This window comes from Nonomuraea sp. H19 (assembly GCF_052068215.1).
In the GTDB taxonomy this organism is placed as follows: Bacteria; Actinomycetota; Actinomycetes; order Streptosporangiales; family Streptosporangiaceae; genus Nonomuraea.
The window spans coordinates 124,175-138,694 of the sequence record NZ_JBQHCV010000025.1; the positions used below are offsets into that span (position 1 = coordinate 124,175).

Consider the following 14,520-nt stretch of genomic DNA (forward strand, 5'->3'; position numbering starts at 1 on the left):
GCTTACAGCATGTCACCGCGCGTGCCGGATGCGTCCCTGAATTTACCCTGATCTCGGCTCTCGTCCCTTTCCTGGGGGTCCGGCGAACGCCTGGGCGATCTCCATCCAGGACCGCACGGGCTCCCCGGTCAACTCCAGCGCGGTGTCGGAGAGGTGGCCGCGCTGGGTGACGACCAGGCAGAAGTCGAGCATCGGACCACGTACGGCACTGGCCGCGTCGTCAGGCCCCGCCGTCCAGAGGCTCCCGTCGGGCATGGTCAGCTCCACACGCACCGGCTCGGCCGGCTCGGGCAGGCCGCGCACGGCGAAGCTGTAGGAACGGGCGCGGAACCCGATCGTCGCCACGTGCCGCAGCCGGGCCGTCGGCTCCCTGACGACGCCGAGCGCGTCGGCCACGTCCTGGCCGTGGGCCCAGGTCTCCATCAGCCGCGCGGTGACGAAGGAGGCGGCCGACATCGCCGGCCCGAACCACGGCACCCGGTCACGCGCGGCCAGCCCGGCGAACGCCGCCAGGCTGCGGGCGCGGGCCCCGCGGAACCAGGCGCGCAACTCGGCGGGCGGCATCCCCCGAGCCTCGATTGCGAGATCATCGACCGACCGGAAGCCCGCGAGCGAGGCGTGGAAGCCGTCCGGGTCGGTGGCGGCGCGCGCGGCCGCGTCGTCGAACCAGGCCAGATGGCTCACCTGATCCCGGATCGCCCATCCTTCCGCGGGCGTGGCCAGTTCGAAGTCCTCGTCGCGCAGAGGCCGGAGCAGCGTCTCGAAGGACGCGGTCTCGGCCCGGAGATCGTCGAGCAGCTCCGCCATGAGATCCACACGCGCCAGCCTAACCCGAACAACGTTCTAGGAGAATAATGCAGAGGTGATCTGCGAGAGCTGCAAGCACAAACGTCACGAGGACTGCCGCGGCGGATCCTGGTGCGACTGCCAGCACAAGACCGCGGAGCAGCCCAAGGATTCGAAGCTCGGCTGGCCGCGCCAGGGCTGATCAGGATCGGACAGTCCCACACTCTGGACCCTGTCTTGGACATCTCGGACGGCCAGGGTATCTTCAGAGCATGCCAGCGGACCCCATGCTCGTCGGTCGACGCCACGTCGACCTTCAGCGTGTCCGCAGTGCCATCTGTTGCGACGCCCGCTAACACCATCTTTTCTGCCGCTGAGCGCGTCGCAATCCTCCTCTCCACCCTGCCCCTCGATGATGAGGCCAGAGGAATCATGCGCGCGTTCATGATCCGAAGGACGCGCAATGAGCACCCCTGCCAGCCGCACTCCTGCCAGCCGGCACCACAAGCGCCCGCGCGGCGAAGGCCAGTGGGCTCTCGGTTACCGGGAGCCGCTCAACAAGAACGAAGAGAACAAGAAGAACGACGACGGCCTCAACGTCCGCCAGCGCATCATCGACATCTATTCCAAGCGCGGCTTCGACTCGATCGACCCGGCCGACCTACGTGGCCGCATGCGCTGGTACGGCCTCTACACCCAGCGCAAGCCCGGCATCGACGGCGGCAAGACGGCGATCCTGGAGCCGGAGGAGCTGGACGACCGCTACTTCATGCTGCGCGTGCGCATCGACGGCGGCCAGCTCGACCTGGCCCAGCTGCGCGCGATCGCGGACATCTCCAACGAGTACGGCCGCGGCACCGCCGACCTGACCGACCGCCAGAACGTCCAGCTCCACTGGATCGAGATCGAGTCGGTGCCGGACATCTGGGAGCGTCTGGAGGCCGTGGGCCTGTCGACCACCGAGGCGTGCGGTGACACCCCGCGCGTGATCCTGGGCTGCCCGCTCGCCGGGATCGACTCCGACGAGGTGCTGGACGCCACCGAGCAGATCAAGGCGATCAACGAGCAGTTCATCGGCAACCCCGAATACTCCAACCTGCCGCGCAAGTTCAAGTCGGCGCTGAGCGGCTGCCCGGCGCACTGCACGGTGCACGAGATCAACGACGTGGCGTTCGTCGGCGTGGTCAACGAGCACGGCGAGGTGGGCTACGACCTGTGGGTGGGCGGCGGCCTGTCCACGAACCCGATGCTCGGCAAGCGGATCGGCGTGTTCGTCAAGCCGGAGCAGGCGGCCGACGTGTACGGCGGCGTGATCGGGATCTTCCGCGACTACGGCTACCGGCGGCTGCGCCACCGCGCGCGGATCAAGTTCCTGGTCAACGACTGGGGCGCCGAGAAATTCCGTGAAGTTCTCGAACAGGAATACCTCAAGGCGCCTCTGCCCGACGGGCCCGCCCCTGAGCTGCCGCGCGGCAGCCGCCGCGACCACGTCGGCGTCTTCCCGCAGAAGGACGGCAACTTCTACGTCGGCTTCGCGCCCAAGGTGGGCCGGCTCGACGGCGACAAGCTGCACCTGATCGCCGACATCGCCGAGCGCCACGGCTCCGCCAGGGTGCGTACCACGGTCGAGCAGAAGATGGTCATCCTCGACATCGCCCCGGAGCGGGTCGACTCGATCGTCGCCGAGCTGGAGGCCAACGACCTGCAGGTCAAGCCGTCCACGTTCCGGCGCCAGACGATGGCGTGCACCGGCATCGAATACTGCAAGCTGGCCATCGTCGAGACCAAGGCCAGCGCCGCCCACCTCATCGACGAGCTGGAGCGCCGGCTGCCGGACTTCAACGAGCCGCTGACCATCAACGTCAACGGCTGCCCCAACTCCTGCGCCCGCATCCAGGTGGCCGACATCGGCCTCAAGGGCCAGCTGGTCGTGGACGACAACGGCGACCAGGTCGAGGGCTTCCAGGTCCACCTGGGCGGCTCGCTGGGCGTCAACCCCGGCTTCGGCAGGAAAGTACGCGGCCTGAAGACCACCGCCAAGGCGCTGCCCGACTACGTGGAACGCGTCGTGAAGAACTATGACGCCCAGAAGAAGGAAGGCGAGTCGTTCGCCGACTGGGTGCAGCGAGCGGACGAGGCGGACCTGAAATGACCACGCGAGCGGTTCCCTTCCACTGCCCCTACTGCGGTGACGAGGACCTCGAACCCTATGAAGGGGACGGCGGCTGGTACTGCCGCGCCTGCGCTCGTGCCTTCAAGCTGAAATTTCTTGGAATCGGAGTGAAGATATGACGCTGGTCGATATCGAGGTCGGTCTAAGAGAGCAACGTGGCGCACTCGACCTGCAGGACATCGTCGAGTCCGCCGCGACCTTCCTGGAGGGAGCCCCGGCCCGCGAGATCATCCGCTGGGCGGCGGCGACGTTCGGGGACCGGCTCTGCCTGACGTCCTCAATGAGCGACGCCCTTCTCATCGACCTGGTCAGCAGGGTCAAGCCCGGCGTGGACGTGTTGTTCATCGACACCGGCTACCACTTCGCCGAGACGATCGGCACGCGGGACGCGGTGCGGCAGGTCTACGACGTCAACGTGATCGACATCAAGCCGTCGCGCACGGTCGCCGAGCAGGATCGCGACCTGGGCCCGCGACTGTTCGGCCGCAACCCGGACCTGTGCTGCTTCCTGCGCAAGGTGGAGCCGCTGAACCGGGCGCTGGAGCCGTACCTGGCGTGGATCTCCGGCATCCGCCGCGACGAGTCGTCCAGCCGGACGAGCACCAGGGTCGTCGAGTGGGACGCCAAGCGGCAGATGGTCAAGGTCAACCCGATCGCGGCCTGGACGCAGGAGGACGTCGACAACTACATCGCCGACAACGGGGTGCTGATCAACCCGTTGCACTATGACAACTACCCCTCGATCGGCTGCGCGCCGTGCACGCGGCAGGTCGCGGAGGGAGAGGATCCGCGCAGCGGGCGCTGGGCGGGCCTGGGGAAGGTCGAATGCGGCATTCACCTGTGATCCCCGGGAGGGGACCCGTCCCGTTGGCAGGCGGGACGACCCCCGGTCGCGTGCCACTGGTGGCGGTGGCGCACGGATCTCGCGATCCGCGTGCCGCCGCCACCGTGGCCGCGCTGCTCCGGCAGGTGCCTTGCGACGTCCGCGTCGCCTACCTGGACCACTGCGCCCCCACGCTCTCCCAGGCGCTCAGCGGCCTGGAGGAGGCCGTCGTGCTGCCGCTGCTGCTCACCGAGGCCTACCACAGCCGGGTGGACCTGCCGGCGGCGCTGAACGAGGTACGGGCGCGCGAGCCGCGCCTGCGCGTGCACTACGGCGCCACCCTGGGGCCGCACCCGCTGCTGCGGGCCGCGCTGGAGCGGCGGCTGGCCGAGGCGGGCGTGCGGCCAGGCGACCCGGACACGGCGGTGGTGCTGGTGTCCGCGGGGTCGAGCGACGCCAGGGCCAACGCGGTGATCTCGGGGATGGCGCGGGAGTGGCGGCGCACCGGCTGGTGGTCGGTGACGGCGGCCTACGCCTCCGCCGCCGGCCCTTCGCCCGAGCAGGCGGTCGCGGAGCTGGTACGGGCGGGCGCGCCGAGGGTGGTCGTCGCCCCGTACCTGCTGGCTCCCGGTTACTTCGCCGACAAGGTCCGCCGCGGCGCGCTGAAGGCGGGCGCCGCCGTCGTGTCCGACGTGCTCGGAGCGGCGCCGGAGCTGGTGGACGTGCTCTTGGAACGCTACGAGGCGGCGCAGCGGCGACCGGTCCCGCTCGCGGTCTGAGACGGGACCGGCTCAGGTCCTCAATAGCCGCGCCTGTAGTCCCTGCGCTCGTCGCGCAACTGCCTGCGCAGCTCCCGGCCCTCCGAGCGGAGCTGCCTGCCCAGCTCCCGCCAGTCCTCGCCGTGCAGCTGCCGCCAGTGCTCGCGCCAGGCCGCGAACCCGCGCTTCAGCGGCTGCGCCCGCGAGTCGCCGATCACCTTGACGTCGCCCATCACGGCGTAGGCGTGCACCCGGACCACCGGCACGTTCATGCCGGGGGCCGCCTCCAGCACGTCCACCTTCTTGTCGCCCATGATGGCCACCCCGTCGAGGTCCACGTTGACCCCGTCCGGCACGATGATCTTCACGTTGCCCATCACGGAGACGGCCGTGATGTCGACCATGTCCGTGCGCACCTCGGCCTCGCGCAGGTCGAGCAGCACGTCCCCCATCACGGCGACCGCGCCGAGCTCCTGGTCGATCTGCCAGCTCCCGCGCCGCTTGGAGTCACCCATGATGCCCACGAACCAGCGCCGCTTCCGGCCCTCGCGGGCGGGGACGGGGGCGGCCGGCGCGGTCATGGCCCCTGCGGGCAGGTCCTGGGTGAGCATGGCCAGCTCGGCGTGCGTGGTGGCGGTGTAGGCGGCCTCCGTGCGGTCGGTCAGCTCGGCGAGCGTGAGCCTGCCCTCCACCGAGGCGACACGGAGCTGCTCGACGACGGCCTCGCGCTCGGCGTCCGACGCGCGGACGCCCCCGGGATCAGTCATAGTCGCAACATATCGCGTCTTGGCGTGATTTGAATCTCCTCCTCTGGGAGGAAACATGTCATGCCTCTGAGAGGAAAAATGTCATACCTCGAACCATGCAGGCCGTTGAACCGTTCCGGGGGCGGGGCGCGTACCAATTGATGACATGGCCCTAGCTTGGCCCGGGGCGCGGCCGGACCAAGCTAGGGTCCCTGTCATGCATGAGGAACAGCTCTACCGCGCGGCGTTGAACGGCGAGACCGAGACGGTGGGCAAGCTGCTCGCCAGTGGCGCCGACCCGAACAGGCCGAGCGAGGGCGAGGAGGAAGGGCTGCCGCTGTGCGCGGCCGCCGCCTGGGACCGCCACGAGGTCGCCAAAACGCTGCTGGCGGCCGGTGCCGACGTCAACGGGCGGGAGTCCGGCGGCTGGACGGCGCTGCTCTGGGCGGCCGCCAACGGCCACGCCCCCACCGCCAGGTTGCTGATCGAGGCCGGCGCCGACGTGGACGCGGCCAACGACGCCGGCGACACCCCGCTCACGCTGGCGGCCAGGCGTGGCGCGCTCGGCGCGGTGCGGGAACTGCTGAGCGCGGGTGCCGACCACGAGAAGTTCGACGGCGACGGCGACACGCCGCTCGACATCGCCGCCTCCTGGGTGGGCGTACACCTGGAGAGCGCCCTGCTCGACCAGAGCGAGCAGGAGGGCTGGGAGTACGTCGTGACCCGCCAGTACGCCAAGGACGGCACCGAGCTGGTCACGGTGACCGGGCGGGCGCCCGACGGCTCGCAGACCGAGCAGGTCCAGGCCCAGCGCGGCCACGCCGCCGTCGCGACGCTGCTGGAGGAGGCGGGGGGCGTCTACACGCCGGTGGACGAGCTCGTGGCGCGGGCCGTGGCCCACCGCGACATCGACGAGGACGCCGAGACCTGGTGGATCATCGCCGACACGCTGGGCAAGCGGGCCGACGACGAGACGTTCGAGGCGCTGGTCGCGCTGTGCGTGAGCGAGGACGCCAGGGAGCGGGAGTTCGGCGTGGACGCGATCGCCCAGTTCGGGTTCGCCGAAGGCGAGAAGCCGTACGTGGAGCGCACGCTCCCGCTGCTGCTCAAGATGGTCACCACGGAGAGCAACCCGCAGGTGCTGCGCTCGGTGCTGGCCGCGCTCGGCCACCAGGGCGACCCGCGGGCGCTGCCGGCCGTCCTGGACATCATCGGCCGGCCGGGCCACAAGCGCACGTCGACGGACCCGATCGCGCTGGCCGACGTGCTGCCGCCGGACCACGAGGAGGGCCTGTCGCTGCTGATCGAGATGTCCCGGGACGAGGACGCCGAGGTGCGCGACTGGGCCACCGCGGGGCTCGCGGGCCTGACTGCAGACACGCCGCGGATCAGGGAGGCCCTCGCGGACCGGCTCGGCGACTCGGACCTGACCACCGTGGCCGAGGCCACCCGCGGGCTCGCCGTGCGCGGTGACGCCAGGGCCGAGCAAGGGGCCGCGCGGGTGCTGGCGGAGAGTGACGACGAGTACGCCAGGGGCCTGGTCACCCAGGAGTAGCCGAGGGGCGCGCTCTGCCGGGGTGTGCCCCTTCCAGGGCCTCAGTCGCCGTTGAGCACCTGGGTGACCCAGTCCAGGGTTCCCGTGCGCAGCGCCTCCTCCGCCAGGCGCTTGCCCGTCGTGGTCGTGATGGCGGCGAGCGAGCTGTCGATCCAGCCCTGGATGTTGCGGTGCCCCTGCTCGCGGTACTCCACGGCCTGGATGAGGCATTCGAGCTTGTCGGCGTCCCGCGCGCAGACGGCCTCGATGCTGGCCTTCTCCTCGTATTCGGCCACCGCGTTGCGGACCATGCTCGCCACCGGCTCGGGGACGCCCCGCACCTGGTCGGCGGTGACCTGCTCGTTGGGCGCCGCCTGGAGGTAGCGCTTGCCGATGTAGGGGATGTCGGTGATGCGCGTTTCCTGCGTGTCGTGGAACAGGGCCATGAACGCGGCCCGCTCCGGATTTCCGCCTTCGAGTTTGGCGATCACCCCGGCGATGATCGCTGCGCGGAAGGAGTGCTCGGCGACGCTCTCCGGGTCGCGCACGCCCGCGACGAGCCACCCCGTGCGCTTGTAGCGCTTGAGCAGCCCGAACTCGTACAGCAGCCCCGCCAGTCCCGTCTCATCGCCCGTCACGAGGACCCCCCTCTCGTCATGCAGGGCCTAAGAGCTTAAACGACGGTTCCGGATTCCGCTGAGGATGCCCCCCGGCGCGGGGCCTGCGGACGCGCCGGCGCAGAGCAGAAAACCCTGGCGAATAACGCATATTTCGACAAATACCGCGGCCGGTTCGACGGCCGCGGTATTTGTCATCGGCGGAACGGCTAGGAGTGGTCTCCGTGGTGGCGCCAGGGCGCCCCCACCGTTCCGTCGTGATGCCTGTAGCGCCAGTCGGGGTACCTGTGGCTCCAGCCGTGGGGGTGATGCCACCGGCGGTGCGCCCACCAGCTGTGCCCGCAGGTGTATATCGACGTGCAGTGCAGCGGCGGCGTCTCGTGCGAGGCGTACGAGACGCCGGTCGTGGTGGTGGAACTCGCGCCGGCCACGCCCTGACCGGCGGGAAGGAGCACGGCCCCGGCGGCGGCGGCCAGGACGAATGTGGCGACACGCCCGAGGCTGAGCGTGCGCGCTCGCCGACTTTCGGTATTGAGGTGCATTCGATTTTCCATTCATGGATAGATCGACCGCTGATCCGGCGCCGCGCCCGGAATCTGGCCGGGCGCCGGACAGGAGCAGACGTACCCATGCGAAGAATCACACTTAACTCCCCACACCTCAACAACACACCAAATCACAGGGGTCACATTGAGGGGATCGTCAAACAACGATTTTCTTCTTGTTGGCGCCGATGGCGGGAACGGGCTCATCGTGCCGGGGCGGGCGTCAGGGGCCGGACAGTGCGGGGGCCGTGGTCAGGACGTCCCTGGCCAGGGCGAGGTCGCCGGCCACCTCGGCGGGAAAGTCCACCGGGTCTTCCCTGCCGCCCAGCAGGAAGCAGAACTTCACCACGTCCGCGGTGATGTGGGCGTCGGGCTCGCCGGGCTCGCGCTCCTCCACGCCCAGCGGCATCAGCCAATCGCCGCCGCCCGGGCCGGTCAGCGTCAGGCGCAGCGTGCGGCCGGCGCCGTTCAGTCCCGAGAAGAGCATGGTCCAGGGCAGCAGGCGGGCGCACAGGTCCGCGGTCGGCCGGAGGTGCTCCGGGATCGGGTCCGGCAGGCGGACCCGGGCCGTCCTGGCGGCGTCGTCGGCGTGGATCCAGGTCTCCAGGCCCCTGGCGAGGATGTGGTCGCTCACCGGGATCTCTACGCCGTCCAGGGTGGCGGGCATCGCGGGCGGCAGGCCGGCCAGGTGGCGGCAGAGGGCGTCGGCCTGGGCGCGCCAGTCCCGTCTCGTCTGCTCGGGGCTGCGGCCCCGCTCGTACGCCTGGACGTCGCTCGTACGGCCCAGCGAGTCGGTCGCGCCGAGGGGCGGCCCGAGGACGGGGGCGCCCACGGAGGCGGCGAGCAGGCCGTCCTTGGCGGCCAGATGAGCGACGAGCTCCTGGAGCGTCCAGCCCTCGACGATGACGCGCGCCCAGTCGTCGTCGACGGCCGAGGCCAGCAGCGCGTCCATGGCGGCCACGCGGGCCGCGTACGGCTCCGCCCAGGAGGCGGTGGGAGCCGCGGGCCTGCGCCGCGCCCGTGCCCCGGCCAGGAGCTGGGGCCGCAACGATCGAGCCGGCACCGCCGGGTCCTCCATCATCGCGTCCAGATAGAGACGCTCGACGGGGTTCATCACACCTCTTCTTCCGCCAGCGCGTCCGCCAGCCGCCTCAGGGCCAGCCGGATGCGCGATTTGGCCGTGCCCTCGGGCACGCCGAGTTCCTCGCCGACCTGCCGATATGTTCTGCCCCCGAAGTAGGCTAACTCGATCGCCTGCCGGAGGCCGTCGGGCAGCGAGGTGACCGCCTGCCGCACGCGTTCGGCCTCGTCGGCGGCCAGCACCGTGTCCTCCAGCCTGGTGGGTTCGCGCTCGAACAACCGCGGCCCCAGCGCCGAGACCCGCCGCCGCTCCTCGGCACGCACGTGGTCGACCGCCCGGCGGTGCGCGATCGTCGCGAGCCAGGCGCGTAACGTGCCGCGCTCCGGGTCGTAGGCCAGCGGCCGCTCCCAGAAGACGAGGAACACCTCCTGAGTGATGTCCTCCGCGATCACCCGGTCCCTGGTCACCCGCAGGGAGAGCCCGAAGATCAGCGAGGAGAGCCGGTCGTAGACCTCCCCCAGCGCGGACTCGTCGCCGCCGGCCACCCGCTGGTGCAGCAGGCGGTCGTCGTACGGTGCCTCCACTGGCACCACGCTCCCGTTCCATCCGGACCAAGGCGGCGGGTGCGCCGCGAAACTGAGCATGTCATTATTCGCCGGAAATGTTGAGCTGGATGACCGACACGCCGCCCTTTCCCGGCGCTCCACGGGGGCGCGATATCGGCGATAGGGTCGTAAATCCGCAACGGAGGGAGCACACGGCCATGGCCACCACACGCACCGCCACCACCCAGTGGAAGGGCGCCCTGCTCGACGGCTCGGGCACCGTCTCGCTCGACACCTCGGGCGTCGGCACGTTCGAAGTCTCCTGGCCCTCCAGGGCCGAGGCGGCGAACGGCAAGACCTCACCGGAAGAGCTGATCGCGGCCGCTCACTCGTCCTGCTTCTCGATGGCGCTCTCGCACGGGCTGGCCGGCGCCGGCACGCCGCCGGAGTCGCTGCAGACCACCGCCGACGTGACGTTCCAGCCGGGTGAGGGCATCACGGGCATCGCGCTCACGGTGACGGGGCACGTCCCCGGCATCACGGCCGAGCAGTTCCAGCAGGCCGCCGAAACCGCCAAGGCGAACTGCCCCGTCAGCAAGGCGCTGGCGGGCACCACGATCACTCTCAAGGCCGAACTCCTCTGACCAGGAGCGCCAGGTGATGGCGCGGCCAGGCAGGCGGCGCCCCGATCTGCCATGATGGGGCGCCATGAACAGCGGCAAGGCGGACCACGGCGGACGATCGTCGCCCTCATCGCGCCATGAGGGTGCCTCGACGGTCAGGGCATCGGCTCCTTGAGAGACCAAGAGCGCCCTCGCATGCGACAATTGGGCCACATGCGTGAAGTCTGGCCGGGCGAGCCCTATCCACTCGGCGGCACCTGGGACGGCGTGGGCACCAGCTTTTCGGTGTTCTCCGAGGTCGCCGAGCGGGTCGAGCTGTGCCTTTTTCACGATGACGGCACCGAGGAGCGGGTCGAACTACCCGAGGTGGATGGCTTCGTCTGGCATGGCTACCTGCCGGGCATCCAGCCGGGGCAGCGCTACGGCTACCGCGTGCACGGACCTTACGACCCGGGGCGCGGGCACCGGTGCAACCCGGCCAAGCTGCTGCTGGACCCCTATGCCAAGGCCATCGACGGCGAGCTGACCTGGAACCAGGCGCTGTTCCCCTACTACTTCACCGATCCTTCCAGGCGCAACACCGAGGACAGCGCGCCCTACATGCCGAAGAACGTCGTCGTCAACCCGTTCTTCGAGTGGGGCAACGACCGGCCGCCGCGCATCCCGTACCACGAGACCGTGATCTACGAGGCCCACGTGCGCGGGCTCACCATGCGGCATCCCGACGTTCCGCCCGACCTTCGGGGCACATATGCCGCCGTGGGGCATCCGGCGATCATCGACCACCTGCTGTCGCTCGGGGTGACGGCGGTCGAGCTGATGCCGGTGCACCATTACGTGCCCGAGCACTTCCTGGTGGCGCGCGGGCTGACGAACTACTGGGGCTACAACACCATGGCCTACCTCGCGCCGCACGGGAGCTACTCCAGCGCGGGGACGCGGGGGCAGCAGGTGCTGGAGTTCAAGGCCATGGTGCGGGCGCTGCACGAGGCCGGCATCGAGGTCATCCTCGACGTGGTCTACAACCACACGGCCGAGGGCGACCACATGGGGCCCACGCTGGGGTTCAGGGGGATCGACAACACGGCCTACTACCGGCTGCACGACGGCGACCGGCGCTACTACCTCGACTACACCGGGTGCGGCAACTCCCTCAACGTGCGCTCGCCGCACGCGCTGCAGCTGATCATGGACTCGCTGCGCTACTGGGTGCTGGAGATGCACGTCGACGGGTTCCGCTTCGACCTGGCCTCGGCGCTGGCGCGGGAGCTGCACGACGTGGACCGGCTGAGCGCGTTCTTCGACCTGATCCAGCAGGATCCGGTGATCTCGCAGGTCAAGCTGATCGCCGAGCCGTGGGACGTCGGTCCCGGCGGCTACCAGGTCGGAAATTTCCCGCCTTTGTGGACAGAGTGGAACGGGAAATATCGGGACATAGTGCGAGATTTCTGGAGAGGTACGCATTCCGCCCTCCCCGAGTTCGCCTCCCGCCTGACCGGCTCCGCCGACCTCTACGAGTCCTCGGGCCGCCGCCCCGTCGCCTCGATCAACTTCGTGACCTGCCACGACGGGTTCACGCTCACCGACCTGGTCTCCTACGACCACAAGCACAACGAGGACAACGGCGAGGACAACCGCGACGGCACCAACGACAACCGCTCCTGGAACTGCGGCGCCGAGGGTCCGGTCGAGGACCCCGGGATCGTCCGGCTCCGCCGCCGCCAGCGCCGCAACCTCCTGGCCACGCTGTTCCTGTCGCAGGGTGTGCCGATGCTGTCCCACGGCGACGAGATCGGCCGCACCCAGCGCGGCAACAACAACGCCTACTGCCAGGACAACGAGCTGGCCTGGGTGGACTGGTCGATGCTGCACACGGAGTCGGACCTGCTGGAGTTCGTGCGCGCGCTGTCGAAGCTGCGCAGCGAGCACCCGGTCTTCCAGCGCCGCCGCTTCTTCCACGGCCGCCACCCCGACAACGGCGACCGGGACCTGGTCTGGCTCACGCCGGGCGGGCGGGAGATGACGGCGGGCGACTGGCACATCGGCTACGCCAAGTCGCTCACGGTCTATCTCAACGGCGAGGCGATCACCGAGCCCGGGCCCAGGGGCGAGCGGATCGTGGACGACTCCTTCCTGCTGCTGATCAACGCCCACCACGAGAACATGCGGTTCACGCTGCCCGGTGAGGAATTCGGCACCGAGTGGCTGCCTGTGCTCGACACCGACCACGACACGGTCGAGGACGCCTTCGCCGACGAGGTGTGGCACGCGGGCGACGTGGTCGCCGTCACGGCGCGCTCCCTGCAGGTGCTCCGCCGGCCCCGCAAGCCCAAGTCCCCCTAGGGTCTCAGAAGACCCGCGCGGCGCTGGCCGTGAGGAGCACCAGGGCGAACGTCGTCACCCCGGCCACCCCGTGCAGCGCCACCGCCAGCATCGGGAACCCCTGGCCGCCCTTCTCGTGCCGGCCCGCGCCCAGCCACCGCGTGAACATCGCGAACCCCAGCAGCGTCGCGGCCGCCAGCCCACCGAACGCCAGCCACGCCAGCGCCCTGCTCCCGGTGACCAGCCCGGCCACCCAGCACACCAGCGCGGAGACCGCCAGCGTCGGATGGGAGAAGATCAGCGCCACGGGGAACCGGGTGACCTTGGCCCGGCGCAGTCCGCCGCCCGACAGCCAGAGGTAGAGCAGGTACACCCCGGCCAGCACGGCGATCGTCCACGTCACAGCGGTGACCAGACCCACGGGGCCTCCCTGTCAGTGCCGTCCCTGTCGTCACGTTAAGCAGAGAGCAACCTGTATGTCCTTTGATAGGCAAAAGTTCTATCCATCCCAAAAGCCCTAAGGAATGGCACCACCCCACCATTCGCGCCCACCCGGCGGCGCACCCCACCGGACGCACGTTCGCACCGCGTAACCGACGGCACCACAAATGGCCCAGGGCGAACGGGCTGGGGACGGTGGCAGCGGGGTCCCGAAACGCCCTGCACTTCTGAACACGCGCGGAAGGCCAGGCAGCGGGGAGGTCATCGCGGCGGCGCCGGGTCGGCCCGGCTGCTGGCGTCCTCAGCGCATGACGTCGGTCATCGGGATCCCGTGCTCGCCGGTGAGACGGGCCAGGACCGCGTCATTGCTGGTGGCCTTGGCCTCGGCCATTTCGTCGCGGGTGATCCCGACGACCGTGATGAACTCCACCCGGCCATTGGGAGTGTCGATTGCGCCGAGCTGCGGGTCGGTGACGAAGGCCAGGGCGTTGAGCCGGCTGCCCTCCGGGCCGAGCCGGCCGGCGACGCCCATCCGGTGCCCGTCGGCGAAGGGATAACCCTCGCCGTAGACGTACTCACCCAGGTTGCGCAGCGTCTGGAGGGCCCAGCCGGGCGGCATCTCGTCGTCGTCCTCGCGGGGAACTCGCATCGTCAGCTCGAAGCCGAGGCCGCTGGTGCCCGTGTCGAGGTCGAGGACGCCGTCCAGGTCGCTGAAGCCGTGGGTGACCAGCAGCCAGCAGCCGTTCGCGCGGTGGGCGCTCAGCTCTTGAACGCCCTTGCCGATCGGGGTCTCGGTCGCCCAGCGCAGCGGCTGCCCATCGGGCAGGCGGGCTTCCAGAGCCGCGATGATCGCCATGCGGCTGCCCTCGCGGATTTCCGGGACATCTGCCTGGAGGAGCGCCTCGAACACCCCGCCCCACAAGGTGTCGGGAGCGAGAGCCCGCTCGTCTCGAGACTTCAGCTCGGCGATGAGCTTCTCGGTGTACGGACGCGCCTCCTCAGCAGAGGCCCCGGCCATCTCCATCCGGCGCAGCTCGATCCGGTAAAGGAACTCCACGAACGCGTCGAGCGTCGTGTTGATCGTCTCGATGTCGCCGTTGGGCACGCCGTCCTCGATGCCGAGGGTGAAGACGTTGCCGCTCTCCAGCTCCACGGCATAGCGGATCTGGTCGTCGGTGCACGCCTTGCCGAGGATCAGGAACCGCGCCGGCCTGTCCGGTGTCTCAGCGTCGAACCTCGTCAGGGCCTCGCACGGGCCATCCACCTTCATGGTGAAGAAGATGCCGGCGCTGATCGGGATCCCGACCGAGCACAGCACGTCGACGTCGTCGGGACGGACACCGTGGGACTCGACATCGTCCCGGTCGAGCGTGATGACGCCGTCCGCGCCGAAGACCTGGACGAGTTCGGAATGCGTAGCCACGGGAGGCCTTTCAGAAGGGGAGCCTGGGGACCTTCGAGATCATAATGATCTCGCCACCTATCGATCACAGCCTCAACCGGCGGAGCTGCGGTGGACGGGGCGG

At 69.8% G+C, this 14,520-nt stretch carries 15 protein-coding genes; 7 read left to right on the forward strand and 8 right to left on the reverse strand.

What is annotated here, in order from left to right; all coding sequences use genetic code 11:
• Positions 1 to 42: 42 nt before the first annotated feature.
• Entirely contained in the window at positions 43 to 816 is a 774-nt protein-coding gene (locus ACTMTI_RS42180; RefSeq protein WP_441126413.1) for a TIGR03084 family metal-binding protein, read from the reverse strand.
• 242 nt (positions 817 to 1,058) lie between these two features.
• On the opposite strand from ACTMTI_RS42180, the gene ACTMTI_RS42185 reads away from it, so the two are divergent.
• The 4 genes from ACTMTI_RS42185 to ACTMTI_RS42200 all read left to right on the forward strand — a co-directional run bounded on the left by ACTMTI_RS42185 (position 1,059) and on the right by ACTMTI_RS42200 (position 4,561).
• The gene (locus tag ACTMTI_RS42185; RefSeq protein WP_311132608.1) at positions 1,059 to 1,142 is read left to right on the forward strand and encodes a putative leader peptide; all 84 of its coding nucleotides are present in this window, start codon (positions 1,059 to 1,061) and stop codon (positions 1,140 to 1,142) included.
• A gap of 107 nt (positions 1,143 to 1,249) precedes the next feature.
• Positions 1,250 to 2,938, forward strand: a complete 1,689-nt coding sequence (locus ACTMTI_RS42190) for a nitrite/sulfite reductase (RefSeq protein ID WP_441126414.1) — start codon at positions 1,250 to 1,252, stop codon at positions 2,936 to 2,938.
• Between the two features lie 136 nt (positions 2,939 to 3,074).
• Positions 3,075 to 3,803, forward strand: a complete 729-nt coding sequence (locus tag ACTMTI_RS42195; protein WP_441126415.1) for a phosphoadenylyl-sulfate reductase — start codon at positions 3,075 to 3,077, stop codon at positions 3,801 to 3,803.
• A 59-nt stretch (positions 3,804 to 3,862) separates the two neighbouring features.
• Positions 3,863 to 4,561 carry a sirohydrochlorin chelatase gene (locus ACTMTI_RS42200; RefSeq protein WP_441126477.1) on the forward strand — a complete coding sequence of 233 codons (699 nt, stop codon included), beginning with the start codon at positions 3,863 to 3,865 and terminating at the stop codon, positions 4,559 to 4,561.
• 20 nt (positions 4,562 to 4,581) lie between these two features.
• Here ACTMTI_RS42200 and ACTMTI_RS42205 read toward each other — a convergent pair whose 3' ends face one another.
• A complete protein-coding gene (locus ACTMTI_RS42205; RefSeq protein WP_441126416.1) occupies positions 4,582 to 5,307 on the reverse strand; it encodes a DUF1707 SHOCT-like domain-containing protein in 726 nt (241 codons plus the stop codon).
• A gap of 196 nt (positions 5,308 to 5,503) precedes the next feature.
• Between ACTMTI_RS42205 and ACTMTI_RS42210 the strand changes: the two genes are divergently transcribed.
• Positions 5,504 to 6,841: an ankyrin repeat domain-containing protein gene (locus ACTMTI_RS42210; protein WP_441126417.1), complete on the forward strand. Its 1,338-nt coding sequence runs from the start codon at positions 5,504 to 5,506 to the stop codon at positions 6,839 to 6,841.
• 41 nt (positions 6,842 to 6,882) lie between these two features.
• Here the strand turns inward: ACTMTI_RS42210 and ACTMTI_RS42215 are convergent, their stop codons facing one another.
• The 4 genes from ACTMTI_RS42215 to ACTMTI_RS42230 all read right to left on the reverse strand — a co-directional run bounded on the left by ACTMTI_RS42215 (position 6,883) and on the right by ACTMTI_RS42230 (position 9,656).
• Positions 6,883 to 7,458 (reverse strand): HD domain-containing protein, encoded by a 576-nt coding sequence (locus ACTMTI_RS42215; RefSeq protein ID WP_441126418.1) that lies wholly within the window; start codon positions 7,456 to 7,458, stop codon positions 6,883 to 6,885.
• Between the two features lie 188 nt (positions 7,459 to 7,646).
• Positions 7,647 to 7,979, reverse strand: a complete 333-nt coding sequence (locus ACTMTI_RS42220; RefSeq protein WP_441126419.1) for a hypothetical protein — start codon at positions 7,977 to 7,979, stop codon at positions 7,647 to 7,649.
• Positions 7,980 to 8,205: 226 nt separating this feature from the next.
• A complete protein-coding gene (locus ACTMTI_RS42225) occupies positions 8,206 to 9,096 on the reverse strand; it encodes a maleylpyruvate isomerase family mycothiol-dependent enzyme (RefSeq protein WP_441126420.1) in 891 nt (296 codons plus the stop codon).
• Positions 9,096 to 9,656 carry a sigma-70 family RNA polymerase sigma factor gene (locus ACTMTI_RS42230; protein ID WP_441126421.1) on the reverse strand — a complete coding sequence of 187 codons (561 nt, stop codon included), beginning with the start codon at positions 9,654 to 9,656 and terminating at the stop codon, positions 9,096 to 9,098. The genes ACTMTI_RS42225 and ACTMTI_RS42230 overlap by 1 nt, the downstream gene beginning before the upstream one ends.
• A 170-nt stretch (positions 9,657 to 9,826) precedes the next feature.
• Between ACTMTI_RS42230 and ACTMTI_RS42235 the strand changes: the two genes are divergently transcribed.
• The gene (locus tag ACTMTI_RS42235; protein WP_441126422.1) at positions 9,827 to 10,252 is read left to right on the forward strand and encodes an OsmC family protein; all 426 of its coding nucleotides are present in this window, start codon (positions 9,827 to 9,829) and stop codon (positions 10,250 to 10,252) included.
• 192 nt (positions 10,253 to 10,444) lie between these two features.
• Positions 10,445 to 12,574, forward strand: coding sequence for a glycogen debranching protein GlgX (gene glgX / locus ACTMTI_RS42240; protein ID WP_441126423.1), 2,130 nt, complete (start codon positions 10,445 to 10,447; stop codon positions 12,572 to 12,574).
• Between the two features lie 4 nt (positions 12,575 to 12,578).
• Here the strand turns inward: glgX and ACTMTI_RS42245 are convergent, their stop codons facing one another.
• A complete protein-coding gene (locus tag ACTMTI_RS42245; RefSeq protein ID WP_441126424.1) occupies positions 12,579 to 12,974 on the reverse strand; it encodes a hypothetical protein in 396 nt (131 codons plus the stop codon).
• Positions 12,975 to 13,295: 321 nt separating this feature from the next.
• Positions 13,296 to 14,417 carry a suppressor of fused domain protein gene (locus ACTMTI_RS42250; RefSeq protein WP_441126425.1) on the reverse strand — a complete coding sequence of 374 codons (1,122 nt, stop codon included), beginning with the start codon at positions 14,415 to 14,417 and terminating at the stop codon, positions 13,296 to 13,298.
• Positions 14,418 to 14,520 lie beyond the last annotated feature (103 nt).